This window comes from Chitinophaga horti (assembly GCF_022867795.2).
Lineage (GTDB): Bacteria > Bacteroidota > Bacteroidia > Chitinophagales > Chitinophagaceae > Chitinophaga > Chitinophaga horti.
Genome location: NZ_CP107006.1, coordinates 687,641 through 702,957, shown reverse-complemented (window position 1 = coordinate 702,957; position 15,317 = coordinate 687,641). Strand labels below are relative to the sequence as shown.

13 protein-coding genes are annotated in these 15,317 nt (G+C 51.2%); 10 read left to right on the top strand and 3 right to left on the bottom strand.

Annotated features, from left to right (window positions below):
• Positions 1-4 precede the first annotated feature (4 nt).
• Complete coding sequence (locus tag MKQ68_RS03080) at positions 5-277, top strand: UBP-type zinc finger domain-containing protein (protein ID WP_244841929.1); 273 nt, start codon at positions 5-7, stop codon at positions 275-277.
• An 8-nt stretch (positions 278-285) separates the two neighbouring features.
• On the opposite strand, the gene MKQ68_RS03075 is transcribed toward MKQ68_RS03080, so the two are convergent.
• Positions 286-993 (bottom strand): hypothetical protein, encoded by a 708-nt coding sequence (locus MKQ68_RS03075; protein ID WP_264282029.1) that lies wholly within the window; start codon positions 991-993, stop codon positions 286-288.
• A 239-nt stretch (positions 994-1,232) separates the two neighbouring features.
• On the opposite strand from MKQ68_RS03075, the gene MKQ68_RS03070 reads away from it, so the two are divergent.
• Together MKQ68_RS03070 and MKQ68_RS03065 are read left to right on the top strand one after the other, a co-directional pair.
• Positions 1,233-2,033: a phosphatase PAP2 family protein gene (locus tag MKQ68_RS03070; RefSeq protein ID WP_264282028.1), complete on the top strand. Its 801-nt coding sequence runs from the start codon at positions 1,233-1,235 to the stop codon at positions 2,031-2,033.
• A gap of 268 nt (positions 2,034-2,301) precedes the next feature.
• Positions 2,302-3,417: a fatty acid desaturase family protein gene (locus tag MKQ68_RS03065; RefSeq protein ID WP_244841933.1), complete on the top strand. Its 1,116-nt coding sequence runs from the start codon at positions 2,302-2,304 to the stop codon at positions 3,415-3,417.
• A gap of 2 nt (positions 3,418-3,419) precedes the next feature.
• Here the strand turns inward: MKQ68_RS03065 and MKQ68_RS03060 are convergent, their stop codons facing one another.
• A complete protein-coding gene (locus MKQ68_RS03060) occupies positions 3,420-4,115 on the bottom strand; it encodes a LytR/AlgR family response regulator transcription factor (protein ID WP_264282027.1) in 696 nt (231 codons plus the stop codon).
• Positions 4,115-5,137 (bottom strand): sensor histidine kinase, encoded by a 1,023-nt coding sequence (locus MKQ68_RS03055; protein WP_264282026.1) that lies wholly within the window; start codon positions 5,135-5,137, stop codon positions 4,115-4,117. The genes MKQ68_RS03060 and MKQ68_RS03055 overlap by 1 nt, the downstream gene beginning before the upstream one ends.
• Before the next feature lie 151 nt (positions 5,138-5,288).
• On the opposite strand from MKQ68_RS03055, the gene MKQ68_RS03050 reads away from it, so the two are divergent.
• The 7 genes from MKQ68_RS03050 to MKQ68_RS03020 all read left to right on the top strand — a co-directional run bounded on the left by MKQ68_RS03050 (position 5,289) and on the right by MKQ68_RS03020 (position 15,260).
• Complete coding sequence (locus MKQ68_RS03050; protein ID WP_264282025.1) at positions 5,289-6,677, top strand: TolC family protein; 1,389 nt, start codon at positions 5,289-5,291, stop codon at positions 6,675-6,677.
• Positions 6,678-6,688: 11 nt separating this feature from the next.
• On the top strand, positions 6,689-9,967 hold the full coding sequence (locus MKQ68_RS03045; RefSeq protein ID WP_264282024.1) for an efflux RND transporter permease subunit: 3,279 nt from the start codon (positions 6,689-6,691) through the stop codon (positions 9,965-9,967).
• Positions 9,960-11,045 (top strand): efflux RND transporter periplasmic adaptor subunit, encoded by a 1,086-nt coding sequence (locus MKQ68_RS03040; RefSeq protein ID WP_264282023.1) that lies wholly within the window; start codon positions 9,960-9,962, stop codon positions 11,043-11,045. Before MKQ68_RS03045 ends, MKQ68_RS03040 begins: the two co-directional genes overlap by 8 nt.
• 217 nt (positions 11,046-11,262) lie before the next feature.
• Positions 11,263-13,383 carry a type IA DNA topoisomerase gene (locus tag MKQ68_RS03035; protein WP_264282022.1) on the top strand — a complete coding sequence of 707 codons (2,121 nt, stop codon included), beginning with the start codon at positions 11,263-11,265 and terminating at the stop codon, positions 13,381-13,383.
• A gap of 71 nt (positions 13,384-13,454) precedes the next feature.
• Positions 13,455-14,039, top strand: coding sequence for an RNA polymerase sigma factor (locus tag MKQ68_RS03030; protein WP_264282021.1), 585 nt, complete (start codon positions 13,455-13,457; stop codon positions 14,037-14,039).
• Positions 14,040-14,103: 64 nt separating this feature from the next.
• Positions 14,104-14,757 carry a hypothetical protein gene (locus tag MKQ68_RS03025; protein WP_264282020.1) on the top strand — a complete coding sequence of 218 codons (654 nt, stop codon included), beginning with the start codon at positions 14,104-14,106 and terminating at the stop codon, positions 14,755-14,757.
• A complete protein-coding gene (locus MKQ68_RS03020; RefSeq protein WP_349773815.1) occupies positions 14,667-15,260 on the top strand; it encodes a FecR family protein in 594 nt (197 codons plus the stop codon). Before MKQ68_RS03025 ends, MKQ68_RS03020 begins: the two co-directional genes overlap by 91 nt.
• The last annotated feature ends 57 nt before the right edge of the window (positions 15,261-15,317 follow it).

Below are 15,317 nucleotides of genomic sequence, written 5' to 3'. Positions count from 1 at the left end.
TATTATGGCCCAACAGGCACCCTGTAATCATATAGAAGCGATCACCGAAGTAAAAGTAGGCCAGGAAGGCGTATGCGAAGAATGTATAAAAACCGGCAGCGACTGGGTACACCTGCGCACCTGCCAAACCTGCGGCGTAACACATTGCTGCGACGATTCCCCGATGAAACACGCCACGAAACACTTTCACCGCAGCGGTCATCCGGTGATCGCCTCGGCGGAACCCGGGGAGCGGTGGTTATGGTGTTATGCGGATAAGGCGTTTGTGGAGTATTAGTGGCCTGATCATTCCCGCCGCACTATCAACGGCTGCCAATCCCTATCCCGCCTCCTCCCCGGCGCATTACGAACCGCATTCGAACGATAAGCCGCACGTTTCATCCTCACGGGTGGAACATCCTCCGCGGGCGCTGCGAACACCTCGGCGACCGCGGCGGCCAGGGGCACTTCTATGCTGGTGATGTTACCGGGCCAGTCGCTTGCCGATACGATGAAGTACCCGCCGCCAATGTTCATGCACGATGCGGTAAATTCCCAGTACTCCGCATCCCCCAGTTGAAAGGCCTCTCCTTCTTCTACCATTACGCCCTCTGCATCATATACGGATACCTTTACAGACTTCACGCAGAAATCATCCGTAGCGCGGATAAGCACGCGGTTGCCGGGCATACCGGTATAAGTGCTGGTATCTACCTCCAGAATTTCAGGCGCGTGAAAATAATCGCCGACACAGAGGTTTTGTACGCTTAGCCGCTGAGTTTTTGAGCGCTCATACAGTGCATTCAGGGCGGGCTGGCGGCGCACTTTACGGTAATACTCGTTGGCGTCCGCGAAACGTTTCCGGGCCTCGGCCTGCCTGGGGGTGCCGGGGCCGGGGCGGCGCACGGGTACCTTACACACTTCCTCCTGGCCACGGCGAATGCGTTGCATCACCTGCCTGGCGAAAATACCGGAACACCCGCTGGATATGGCATTAAAGTTCTTCCTGATCATAAATGGGGCAATTTGATACTATATTAACGTAAAATAATAGGATTTGGTTCGCTTACCCCTTTCGTTGCCCTTTAGTTACCGTTTGAATATAGCGATTTGGAAGGCGTCAGGCAGGCGCTGCCAGTCGCCTTTATATATAACCGTCGCGTTTTGCAGGGATCATTACGCCTGCCTCTACTTTAACATTCCATTAAACAATACAGACTACTTATACCTCGTTATCGGAACGAACATACCATATGAGCGGAAAATCGATTTCAGTCCTTATACTCTTCGTACTCACCGGAACCGGTGCGGCCAGGTGCCAGTCCGGCCAACTGCCCGACAGTATCCTGCGCCCGACGATCAAGTGGAAGATGCAACAAACGCCGGCGGAAAAGCCGTTTTCCAGGCGAGCGTTCCTGGTACCGGCTACCATGGTAGTTTTTGGCGCAGTAGCGGCGGCCAGTGATGGGGGCTTAAGGAATATTGACTTCCATATGAAAGAGGAAATCTACACAGAGGAACTACCCAGGCGCACCAAGATTGATAATGTATTGCAGTTCACACCGGCGGCGGGCGCTTTTTTGCTAGACGTGGCAGGGGTGAAAGGAAAGAACAACCTGCGCGACAGGGCGATGATCTTCGGCATGTCGATGGCAATTATGAACGCGACCGTATTCACGACTAAGCGGCTCACGCAGCAACATCGGCCGGACGGGTCCAATTTCAGTTCGTTCCCTAGCGGGCATACGGCCAACGCGTTTGCGGGGGCGGAGTTGTTAAGAAGGGAATTTAGTGAGGTATCGCCCTTATACGGCATCGCAGGTTACGCGGTGGCGGCTACTACAGGGTATATGCGTATACGAAATAATAAACACTGGTTTAGCGACGTAGTGGCTGGCGCAGGTGTAGGTATTCTTTCTACCGACCTCGCTTACTACCTTTATCCGAAGATCAGGAACAAGATATTTAAAAGCGACAACCCAACAGCGACTACCTTCATTATGCCGACGTATTCCAGCGGTAGTTTCGGGTTCAGCTTTTCGAAAACTTTTTAATAGAGATCAGGACGTAAAACGAAGCAGGGCTGGTCGTTAGACCAGCCCATTTCTAACACACACAGATAAGCCCGCCTGAAATAATGGGCGGGTATCCCGATTATTTCACGTACCTTTAAGTTGTAGCGCTTATAGCGTGTTTTCATTTCTTGTACGAATATTATTTTTCTTCCCTTCCCGAGACTAATCATAATTATTCCTACCCCAAAAGTTAATGGCTGATCGCATGCCATTCAGTTCCTTTTTACAAACAATAAAAGCTATCCAAATGAGTATCCGGAAAAAGAAAGAGATCGTGCGTTTCGCGTCCAAGGACACTAACCTTTTTGCCGATCGTGTTAAGATGAAAGTAGATGAGTATTTTTCCAATCGTGGCATATCCCGGTATGCAAATCCCGGCATGTGGGTAAAAACGGTTTGTATGATACTGTTGTATATATTACCTTATCTCGCCCTGGTGCTGGGATTTACAGACGGCAGTGTATGGGCATTTCTCGGTATGTGGGCGCTGATGGGACTCGGTGTGGTAGGCATCGGCACTTCCGTGATGCACGATGCTAATCATGGCACCTATTCGAGTCGCAAAAATGTGAATGCTTTTATGAGTCATATCCTGGAGGTGATCGGTGGTTACACCGTTACCTGGAGGATACAGCACAACGTTTTACACCATACTTATACCAATTTAAACGGGCTGGACGAAGACATCACGCCTACCACATTCCTTCGCTTTTCGCCCAGCGCAGAACTGAAGCCGTACCACCGCCTGCAATTTATCTACGCATGGGTGCTGTATTCGGCTATGACGCTGTTTTGGATGACAGCCAAAGACTTCCGCCAGTTACTTCGCTATGAGCGGCACGATTTGCTGGTAAAACAGAAAACAACACTCCCTGTAGCGCTTACTTACCTCAGCATCTTCAAAATGTTCTATTTCGGATACGTGATCGCATTGCCGATTCTCTTCTCTGGCTTCGCCTGGTGGATGGTCGTACTGGGATTCGTCGTAATGCACGTCATTGCGGGCCTGTCACTGGCCAGTATCTTCCAGCTGGCGCATATCATGGAGAGTTCGGACTTTGCCGAACCTGTCATCGATAAAGGTGGCAAAAAGCAGATGGAAAACAACTGGGCGGTGCATCAATTACTAAACACCAGCAACTATAGCCCCCGCAACCGTTTTCTTACCTGGTTTATCGGCGGACTTAATTACCAGATAGAACATCACCTGTTCCCGCATATCTGCCATGTGCACTATGCACGCCTCTCGCCTATTGTACGCAGTACGGCGCAGGAGTTTGGCCTGCCGTATCATGAGCAGCCAAACTTGTTTAAAGCGCTGCTTAGTCACGTAAAAATGTTGAGGGTATTAGGGCGTAAATAATATTACCCGTTCATCTTTTCCATCAGCTTTTGCCGGTAGGTAATGCCTACCGGCATCCTGAAATCATTGATCTGCACATAGTCTTTTCCGTAAGCGGCAATCCTGTCGATGGATACGATGTAGGATTTGTGGATGCGCATGAACTTCGCAGCAGGTAAACTATGTTCGAGGTCGTTGGTGGTGATGGAGGCGAGGTAGGTTTTATTGGGGGTAAACAGTTTTACATAGTTGCCGAGGCTTTGGGTGTACAGCAATTCATTCAGGTCAATGTCGACCATCACGCCGTCGACTTTTACGGCGAGGGAACTGGGAGCTACCACCACGCTGCCACGGTCGCTTACATTGTAGTAGCTGAAGAAGCGATCGACGCTCAGCAGGAAGCGGGGGAAATAGATCGGCTTCATCAGGTAGTCGATGACGCCGTAGTCGTAACTCTCCAGCGCAAACTCGGAATAAGCGGTAGTTAAAACGGTTTTAGGGGGATGCGATAAATGCCTGAGCAGATCGAGGCCGGTAATTTCAGGCATATTAATGTCGAGGAACATGAGGTCTACCTCGTTAAATTCCAGGAACTGCTGCGCTTCTATGCCGTTATAAAACTGTCCGATCACCTCCAGGTCGGGCACCTGGTTGAGGTGGCTCATCAACACGTAATGCGCCGCAGGTTCATCATCCACAATAATACACGACTTCTTCATTATAACCGGAGTTTAAAATCCACGATATATTCCTCTCCCTGCTCGCCGATTTCCAGCTCATACTGGCCGGCGTACAGGATATTCAACCGCTCAATGGTATTACGAATGCCTATTTTGGTAGATGGTACGACTGCTTTCTTTTTCGGGATAGAATTCACGATCCTGAAAGAAAACACCCGGTCTTTTACTTCTGCGAAGATATGCACAAAACACGCGTCGATAGCGCCTGTGCCGTGCTTAAATGCGTTCTCCACGAACGCGATCAGCAACATAGGAGCGATGCGATAATCGCCTTCCACATCTATATCCTGGTGATAACCGATATCGCAGCGATAGCCGATGCGCTCTTTTTCGAGCATGATATAACTTTCGATGAATGACAACTCCTCGTTCAGCGGTACCATTTCTTTCTGGGAGCTGTCCAGCTGGTAACGCATCAACGTAGATACCTGCATAATAAGATCGGGGGCGCGTTTCGGGAATTGCAGGCTGATGCCGTATAAAGTATTAAAGGTATTAAAAAGGAAGTGGGGGTTAAGCTGGCTGCGTAGAAGATCGAGCTGCATTTCTGCGATCAGTTTCTGCTCCTGCCCTTTTTTCTTTTGTTCCCGGTAGTAACGCAGTAACAACACGGGGCCCATCACACAAATAAAAGTAGCAACGATGGTGGCGAGGTGATATAGGTAAGTGTCCTGCTTAACGGACTTGTACAGGTAGCAGTTTTTATACAGCCATTCATCTGCCACGCCATGTAGTACGCCGGCAAAAATGAGGGCGAGTATGATGGCCGACAGGGTATATACCAGCGGCTTATGTTGCTTCAACAATATCGGCAGCAATAAAAAGCGGTTGATCTGGGCATGCGAATACAGTACTAAAAAGTACACGCATCCCTTCCAGAACTTTACCCAGGTGGTGATCAGCACCCAGTCGTTCATAGAGAACAACACGAAGGTAAAAACCAATATAATCAGCTCCTGCAGCCACTTTTGCTCCAGGATGTTTTTTGTACCCAGTTTCAAAACGAGCGTATTTTTCGATTAGATAGGTGCAAAGTAACGGTTTGAATTGGATTTTGCCGCCCGCATAATGACGAATTGAATTGGTCATTTGTAGCTATGAGAAGTTAGGCAGATGGATTTATTTCGCACTGGATTAAGCCATGTGATTAGAATGCGTTACAGAAAATTTATCCTTAGCACAGCCTTTCTTCTCCTCACAAAAGGATTGTTTGCACAGGTCCTCACGGTCAAAGATGCATTAGAAACGGCCCTTACGAATTACAACAGTATTAAAGCAAAAGCCGCCTACGCCAATGCTTCCCGCGCCTCTGTTAACCAGGCGAGGAAAGAAGCTTTGCCGAATTTTGTGCTGTCGGCACAACAAGACTATGGTACGGTGAACGGACAAAACGGTCCGGCTTACGGCTTCGGCGGTTACGGCGTGGCCTCTTCCGGCTTACCGCTGGCAGAACAGAACTGGAATGCGGCCTTCGGCGCGCTGTACCTGGCCAACCTTAACTGGGACTTCTACACCTTCGGTAAAGTACGCGAACGTATCGCCACTGCCGAAAGGATTGCAGAAAGAGATGCCAGCGACAGGGACCAGGAGCAGTTCCAGCACCAGGTGCGCGTCGTATCTGCTTACCTCAACCTGCTGGCCGCCCAGCGCCTCACCCGCTCACAGGAAAACAACCTGGCCCGCGCCGATACATTCCGCCTGGTAGTGGCTACCAAAGCGCGCAACGGCTTAATTGCCGGGGTCGACAGCTCCCTCGCCAACGCAGAAGTGAGCAACGCCCGCATCGCACTGATCCGCGCTAAGGACGTGGAGCAAGACCGGGCAAACCAGTTATCACTCCTGATGGGCATACCGCCACAGCAGCAGTTTACACTCGACACGTTGTTCATCACGCGTATACCGGGCAATGTGGTATCCGCAGATTCGGTATCTGCCCAACACCCATTGTTACAATTTTACACGAACCGTTTACGGGTAAGCCAGGAGCAGGAGCATTACTTCCGCACCTTAAAGTACCCGAATTTTACGCTGTTTAGCGTGATACAGACCCGCGCCTCCGGCTTCAGTCACTTGTATGCAACGGATCAAACTGCCTATAACCATAAATATTGGGAGGGCGTAAAACCCAGTCGCAGCAACTACCTTTTCGGCGTTGGTGTCACCTGGAACCTCACCGGCATATTACGCGCCGGCCAGCAGGTAACCGCACAACACCAGGTGTCGGAAGGCATGCGTTACGAAGCCGAACTGGTAAACCAGCAATTACAGGCCCAGCAAGACCTTGCCGGTGTGAAGATGAAGAACGCGCTGGCGGCATATAACGAAGCGCCTTTACAGGTACGCTCCTCTTCCGATGCGTTTACACAACGTTCGGTATTGTACCGGAACGGACTGAATACCATCGTGGATGTAACGCAGGCGCTGTACACGCTTAACCGCGCGGAGACAGACAGAGACATTGCTTTCGCCAATGTATGGCAGGCATTGTTACTCAAAGCGGCATCGACTGGCAATTTATCCATATTTACGAATGAATTTTAACTGAAGGACCCATGAACCTAATTCGACTAGCACTCCGTAAGCCCATATCGATCATGGTATTGGTGGCAGGATTGTTCTTCTTCGGTATATCGGCGGTGCGGGACATCAAGATCGACATCCTGCCGAAAATGAACCTGCCCGTGATCTATATCGCCCACCCATTCGGCGGCTACACGCCCGACCAGATGGAGGCTTTCTTCGGCAAACAATACGTAAACATATTACTCTTCGCCAACGGCATCAAGAGTATCGAAACTAAAAACGTGCAGGGGTTGACCCTCATGAAGCTGTCGTACTACGAGGGTACCAACATGGCACAGGCGGCAGCGGAAGTGAGTGCGCTGGCCAACAGGATACAGGCGGCGTTCCCGCCCGGCTCTCAACCGCCGTTCGTGATCCGCTTCGATGCGTCTTCGCTTCCGGTTGGGCAGCTGGTGTTGAGTAGTCCGACCCGCAGTAACAACGAACTGCAGGACTTCGCCAACATCTATGTACGTGCAATGTTTACTTCCGTACCCGGTCTGCTTTCACCGGCGCCGTTCGGTGGTAGTCCGCGTACGATCGAGATCAACGTAGATCCGGAAATGCTGCGTGCACACAACCTCACCCCCGACCAGATCGTGGAAGCGATTAAACTGAATAACCAGACCGCCCCCTCGGGTAACGTGCGTATCGGTGATCAGAACTACATTACACCTACGAACAATACTATCCGCGACCTGAAAGATTTTGAGACCATTCCCATTTTTAAGGGCGGGGTACAAAACCTTTACCTGCGGGATGTGGCCACGGTAAAGGATGGAGCCGACGTAGCCGCGGGTTACGCCCTGGTAAATGGCAAACGTTCGGTATACGTGAGCATCGCCAAATCTGGCGACGCATCTACCTGGGATGTGGTAAAAGGCCTGAAAGCGGCATTGCCACGCATACAGAGTACACTGCCGGAAGATGTGACACTTACTTATGAATTTGACCAGTCAGTATACGTGATCAACGCCGTAAAAAGCCTGGTGAGCGAAGGCGTGATCGGTGCAGTGCTGACCGGCCTCATGGTACTGTTATTCCTCGGCGACCGCCGTGCCGCGCTGATCGTGATATTAACGATCCCTACTTCCATTATTTCCGGTGTATTGTTCCTGAAGCTTTTCGGGCAAACGATCAACATCATGTCATTAAGTGGTCTGGCGCTGGCGATTGGTATTTTGGTGGATGAGAGTACGGTAACGATAGAAAACATTCACCAGCACCTGGATATGGGTAAACCGAAGGCCCTGGCCATTTGGGACGCCTGTAAAGAGATCGCCTTCCCGAAACTGCTGATCCTGTTCTGTATACTCGCGGTGTTTGCGCCGGCGTTTACGATGACGGGCATCCCGGGCGCACTGTTCCTGCCGCTGGCTTTGGCGATCGGCTTCTCCATGGTGATCAGCTTCCTGTTATCACAAACGTTCGTACCGGTAATGGCCAACTGGATCATGAAATCGCATCACAAAAAAGGTGCTACGGATGCAGAAGTACTGGCAGCATCCGGCCTTTCATCAGAATCGGAGAAAGATACATTTGATCAGAAGAAGGTACTGGTAGAACGCGAAGACTTTAACAACGACGGCAAGATCAGTGGCTTCGAACGCTTCCGTAACCGGTTCATGCGCTTTAGTGACAGACTAATGCCACTGCGTAAACCAATTACCGTATTGTATATTTTGGTGATCAGCGGCCTGGCCGTACTGTTGCTGAATGTGATCGGTAAGGACGTGTTACCGCGCACCAACTCCAGCCAGTTCCAGCTGCGCCTGCGCGCGCCGGACGGCACCAGGATGGAACGTACCGAGCAAAAGGTAATTACGGTATTGGATGAACTGGAAAAAGAAGTAGGCAAAGAACATATTTCTATTTCCTCCGTGTATGTGGGTCAGCACCCGGCGCTGTTCTCCGTATCGCCTATCTATACTTTCACTGCGGGCCCGCACGAAGCGGTGTTCCAGGTAGCGTTGAAGGACTATCATCATAACATGGACGATCTGAAAGATAAGATCCGCGCCAGGGTGAAGAAAGCGATGCCCGATGTGAAACTCTCTTTCGAACCGATAGAATTGACGGATAAAGTACTGAGCCAGGGCTCTCCCACCCCGATCGAGGTGCGCATCGCCGGTAAAAACAAAAAGATCAATGCTGAATATGCGAATAAGGTACTGGCCGGACTGAAGCAGATCGATTATATGCGCGACGTACAAATCGCACAGCCGATCAAGTATCCTGCACTAAATATTAATATCGACCGCGTACGGGCGGCACAGTTAGGGGTGGATGTGAATGACATTTCCCGCTCGCTGATTGCCTCTACCTCCTCCAGCCGTTATACAGAAAAGAATACATGGATAGACGAGAAAGCCGGTCAGCCTTACAGCGTGCAGGTACAAGTGCCTTTGAACCAGATGACGTCAGAAGATCAGCTAGGCGAGATACCGGTATTGCGTAATTCGGCCCGCCCGATATTAAGTGACGTAGCAACGATTAGCGTGGATACGATCAATGGCGAGAACGATAACCTGGGCGCTGTGCCTTACTTATCCGTTACTGCCAACCTGTACCAGACCGACCTTGGCACGGCGAGTGCCGACGTGGATAAAGTACTGGCCTCATTGGGCGAATTGCCCCGTGGTTTGTTCATCGACCGTATCGGTTTAAGCACGGTATTGAACGATACGCTCAGTAGTCTGCAAAACGGCCTGCTCGTAGCCATCGTGGTAATTTTCCTCATGCTGGCGGCTAACTTCCAGTCGTTCAAAGTATCGTTCGTGGTACTTACAACGGTGCCGGCGGTGGTATTAGGCTCCCTCCTGATGCTGACCTTAACCGGTTCTACGCTGAACCTGCAGTCTTACATGGGTATCATTATGTCGGTAGGTGTATCGATTGCGAATGCGGTACTGCTGATCACGAATGCCGAGCAGCTGCGTAAGCATAGCGGCAACGCGTTATCAGCAGCAAGAGAAGCTGCGGCGCTGCGTTTACGCCCGATCATCATGACCTCCGTAGCGATGCTGATGGGTATGTTACCTATGGCCATCGGTCACGGCGAAGGCGGCGACCAGATTTCGCCGCTGGGCCGCGCAGTAATCGGTGGACTCATATTCTCTACCTTTGCCGTACTGGTGGTGTTACCGCTGGTGTTTGCGTGGGTACAGGGCAAAACATCTACCCAATCGCTTTCGCTCGATCCAACGGACGAGGAAAGCACACATTACATCTCATCTTTATCAGATAAAAATACACAGACAAATGCGTAGGAAATTCATGTTACCGGCTGCCATCCTTATTACCGCAACAGTGGCATGGGTGGGCTGCGGATCGTCCGAGAGCAAGGCGAACAAAGCGGAAGTTACCACCGAACCGGTAAAAGAAACCATTACCCTGGAAAAAGGATCTATCTCCACTTCTCTCAACCTGCCCGGTGAGCTGATCGCCTTTCAGCAGGTGGACCTGTACGCAAAAGTGAGCAGCTTCGTAAAGAAACTGAACGTGGACGTGGGCAGTGAAGTAAAAGCCGGTCAGTTACTGGCCGTGCTGGAAGCCCCGGAAATCAGCGCCCAGTTATCCGGCGCCGACTCCCGCTTACAAGCCTTACAGGCTTTATATACCGCCAGCAAAGCCAATTACGACCGCCTGCTGGAAACGAGTAAAACACCGGGCACCATTTCGCCTAACGACCTGGATATTGCGAAAGCCCGCCAGCAGGCAGACTACGCACAGTTACAGGCAGCTAAGGCCGCACAGAAGGAGATCAGTGACAACCGTAACTATCTCGAAATACGTGCACCCTTCAATGGCGTGATCACGTCCAGGAACGTAAGTGCAGGTGCCTTCGTAGGCCCGAACGCCAAAGAGCCCATGCTCACCTTACAGGAGCAGGACCACTTACGCCTGGTAGTAGCCGTACCGGAAGTGTACTCCGTATTCATCAACAAAAACAGCAAGATCGATTTTAGTGTGAAGTCCTTACCCGGCCAAAAGTTCTCGGCAAACGTAAGCCGCCTCGCCGGCGCGCTGGACAATCGCCTGCGCTCACAACGTATAGAAATGGACGTGCCGAACACCAATAAAAAGCTGTTACCCGGCATGGTCGCCGAACTGCAGGTATCCCTGCCCGCGACGGACAGTGCCTACGTAGTGCCATCCAGCGCCGTTCTCACCTCTTCAGAAGGGGTATTCGTTATCAAAGTGAATAATAAAAAAGTAGAATGGGTGCCAATCAAGAAAGGCCGTGAAGCCGACAAAAAGGTCGAGATATTCGGCGATCTGCAGGCATCGGATACCATCGTGAAAGAAGCCACTGAGGAAGTGCGCAACGGATCTGTGTGGAAATAATCAAGGTTGTTGTTTTCGATTAATACGCCCGCCGTCACCTCTAGGGGTGGCGGCATTTTTTTTGCACCATACATCGTCATTGCGACCAAAGGGAAGTAACCTACGTGTGTAGTCTCAGCCCCAGTCGCCAGCGCCGTTAGAAATACGCAGGACGGCGATTCCAATTTGTTCAATCCCTATAAATTACGACATTTGCCCCCAACACGATGAAACAACGATGAAGGTCTGTATTGCAGAAAAACCCAGTGTAGCCAAAGATATAGCAGAAGTACTCGGCGCTAAACAGCGCAAGGACGGGTATTATGAAGGCAATGGCTACCAGGTAACCTGGACCTTCGGGCACTTCTGCACCCTTAAGGAGCCGCATGATTATACCGAGCAATGGCGTTACTGGCGGTTGGAAGACCTGCCCATGATACCACCCAGTTTCGGCATTAAACTGATCGACAACAAAGGGGTGGAGAAACAATTTAAGACGATAGAAACACTGGTGACAGGCAGCGAAGAAGTGATCAATTGCGGTGACGCCGGCCAGGAAGGAGAACTCATACAACGTTGGGTGCTCCTGAAAGCAAAATGCACGGCACCCGTAAAGCGATTATGGATATCGTCGCTGACGGAACAGGCCATCAAAGAAGGTTTTGATAAACTGAAAGATGCCGACCAGTACAACAACCTGTACGCCGCCGGCAGCGCAAGGGCCATCGGCGACTGGCTGCTCGGCATGAATGCCACCCGCCTCTTCACCAAAAAATTCGCCGTAGGCAAAACAATCCTTTCCATCGGACGCGTGCAAACCCCTACCCTCGCGATGATCGTCGCGCGGCAAAAGGAGATCAACGCGTTCGTTTCGGAGGAGTATTGGGAACTGAAGACGATATATCGCGACACGGAGTTCACCGCTACGATCGACCGCCTTAAACAGGCCGAAAAGGCCAATAAAGGACTGGCGTACCTGAAGGAACATCCATTCGAGATCACTTCCTTCGAGAAAAAAGAAGGTAAAGAAGGTAACCCAAGACTATTTGACCTTACCTCGCTGCAGGTGGAGGCGAACAAGAAATTCGCTTTTACGGCGGATGAAACGCTCAAACACATCCAGAACCTTTACGAGAAAAAGCTGGTCACCTATCCCAGGGTAGATACCACTTACCTTTCCGAAGACCTGCATCCGAAGATAGAAGGCATTATGCGCGACCTTACGCCGTATGCTGCCTTAACGGCGCCTATTCTCGCCAAACCGATACCGAAACTTAAATCCGTATTCGACGATAAAAAGGTAACCGATCACCATGCGATCATCCCAACAGGCGTGTATCCCGGCGGATTACCCATGGAGGAGAAACGTATTTACGACCTGGTGGCCCGTCGCTTCATCGCAGCCTTTTACCCGGAGTGTAAGATCTCGAATACGACGGTACTTGGTAAAGTGGGGCAGATCGAATTTAAAGTAACGGGTAAACAGATATTGGAGCCGGGCTGGAAAGAGGTGTACGCCAACGATGTGAAGGAGAAAAAGGAAGGTGAGGAAGACGAAGAAAAAGTACTGCCGCTTTTCGTCGTAGGCGAAAGCGGTCCGCATAAACCGCGCGTGCATATGGGCAAAACCACGCCCCCTAAGCCCTACACAGAAGCCTCGCTGCTGCGCGCCATGGAAACCGCCGGTAAACAGGTGGATAATGAAGAGATGCGCGAGCTGTTGAAGGACAACGGCATTGGCCGCCCCTCTACGCGTGCGAACATTATTGAAACCTTGTTCCGCCGCAAGTACATCGAAAAGCGTAAGAAGAACATCTACGCCACTCAAACCGGCATGGACCTCATCGATGTGATCCAGTCCGAACTGCTGAAAAGCCCGGAACTGACCGGCGTATGGGAACGTAAACTGCGCCAGATCGAGAAAGGGGAATACCAGATGGAAACCTTTAAACAGGAACTGATCCAGATGGTAATGGACCTTACGCGGGAAGTGAAGACGAGCGCTTACAAAACGATTACCGTCACTGCTGCGCCACCGCCGCCGGAAGAGAAGCCTAAAAAAGAAGCCAAACCCCGTGAACCGAAGAAAACCGTATCCATCGAAGAACTGAACTGCCCGAAGTGTAAAGCGCACCTGCTCAAGAAAGGCAACACGGCTTACGGTTGTGCCAACTTCAAAATATGTGGGTTTAAACTGCCGTTCGAAGTGCTGGGTAAAAAACTGAGTGATAAACAGGTAACCGATCTTGTCACGAAAGGAAAAACCACGCAGATCAAAGGTTTGGTGGTGCCGGGCCGCGAAGGCGCGGTGGATGGCAAGCTGGTATTGGATGAGCAGTTTGTGGTAGGTCTCGAGTAAATCGATACACTAATTTTTCCGCGCCGATCCCCTTCTTTTTATTTATGTTTACAGAAACCGCGAATACGTAATTGCCGTCGAACGCACACGATAATAACCAGGATCTGTTGCTGCGCGTCTCCCAGGGAGATGAGCACGCGTTTCGTGAGTTGTTGCACACCTGGGCCGATCCGCTGCACAACTACATTTATCAACTTACCCGCTGTACGCAAACCGCAGAAGAAATCGTGCAGGACATCTTCCTGCAGATATGGACCACCCGCGAAACGCTGGCTGGCATCCGTAACTTACCGGCTTATCTTTTTGTCATCTCCCGCAACCAGGCCCTGAACGCGCTGAAGAAGGCACTACGCCAGCGTAAACGCCAGCAGGCCTGGGAGGCCCTACAGACCGACATTGCAGACACCGACACGCCGGACCATGAGCCGGTATTGGGATTGATAGAAAGCGCCATCGCGCAATTACCGCCGCAACAGCAAAAAGTATGGATACTGAGCCGCCGGCAGGGTCGTAAGTACCAGGAGATCGCCGGCGAAATGGGCATCTCCCGCGAAACCGTGAAGAAGTACCTGCAATATGCCAACCAATCTATCGCGGAATACGTGACTGCGCGGGCCGATCACCTGCTGCTTTGCTGCCTGTTCCTGCTACTGTAAAAAAATCTTTTGTAGCGGTAGCCCCTTTTCTAATTTCCTGTTGTTCCATATACGATACCATTTTATGCTGATACCAGAAAACAGACTCCGATACCTTTTTGAACGCTGGGTGCAGCAGGATGCTACACCTGCCGAACAAGACGAGCTGCATGCCTTACTGGCGCAGCACGACGCGGACGATGCACTGTCGCCGCTCATGAAGGAGGCCTGGGAAAGGTTACAGGTAAAAGAAACACTGAACACCGAAGCGAAAGACGCCATGGTGAACAACATCCTGCGACGCGGTGAGCCAGCTAAAGTACGCTCCATGCGTCGTTACTGGTGGGCGGCGGCTGCTGTTGCAGTGGTTCTGGCGGGCGCACTTGGTTATCAGCTAAACCAACCACCTCCTGTTAAGCCAGTTGTACAGGCATCCACTACACACGACGTAGCGCCTGGCCGTCAGGGTGCTATACTCACCCTGGCGAACGGGCAAACGATTGTACTGGACTCGCTGAACAACGGCGTAATCGCCAACCAGCAGGGCACACAGGTATCGCTCAGTAACGGCCAGGTATCGTATGATGCAGCGGCAGCAAACGAAGTTGTATATAATACCATGACCACCCCCGGGGCCGCCAGTTCCAGCTGGTACTGCCCGACGGCTCGCTGGTATGGCTCAATGCGGCTTCCTCGCTGCGTTTCCCGACTGTATTCAGTGGTGAGCAGCGACTGGTAGAGGTGAGCGGCGAAGTGTATTTCGAAGTAGCCAGGGATGCAAAGCGGCCGTTTATCGTTACTGTGAATAATACGCAGGTAGAGGTGACAGGCACCAGCTTCAACATCAATGCTTATGAAGATGAAACGGCCATTACCACTACCCTGTTAACAGGTGGCGTTAACGTACGCAGCGGCGGTGCGGTGAAAGTACTGCGTCCCGGGCAGCAGGCAAGCGTGGCGGGTAACAATATCTCCCTAAAGAATGATGCAGATATGGATGCAGCAGTTGCGTGGAAGAACGGGATGATCAGTTTTCAGGGTGCGACCTTGCCCGAAGTGATGCGTAAACTCGCCCGGTGGTACGATCTGAAAGTGATTTATGAGGGAAAAATACCGGAGACGATATTTGACGGAGAGCTACCCAATACCCTCCAGTTATCGCAGGTAACCAAGATATTAACCAAAGTCGAAATAAAGTTCAGGATAGAAGAAGGCAACAAACTGATTGTGTTAGCAGACTAGCAAAATAATTAACCATTACAGTGCAACCGACATCCCGCCGCTATGGCAGGCAGGGAG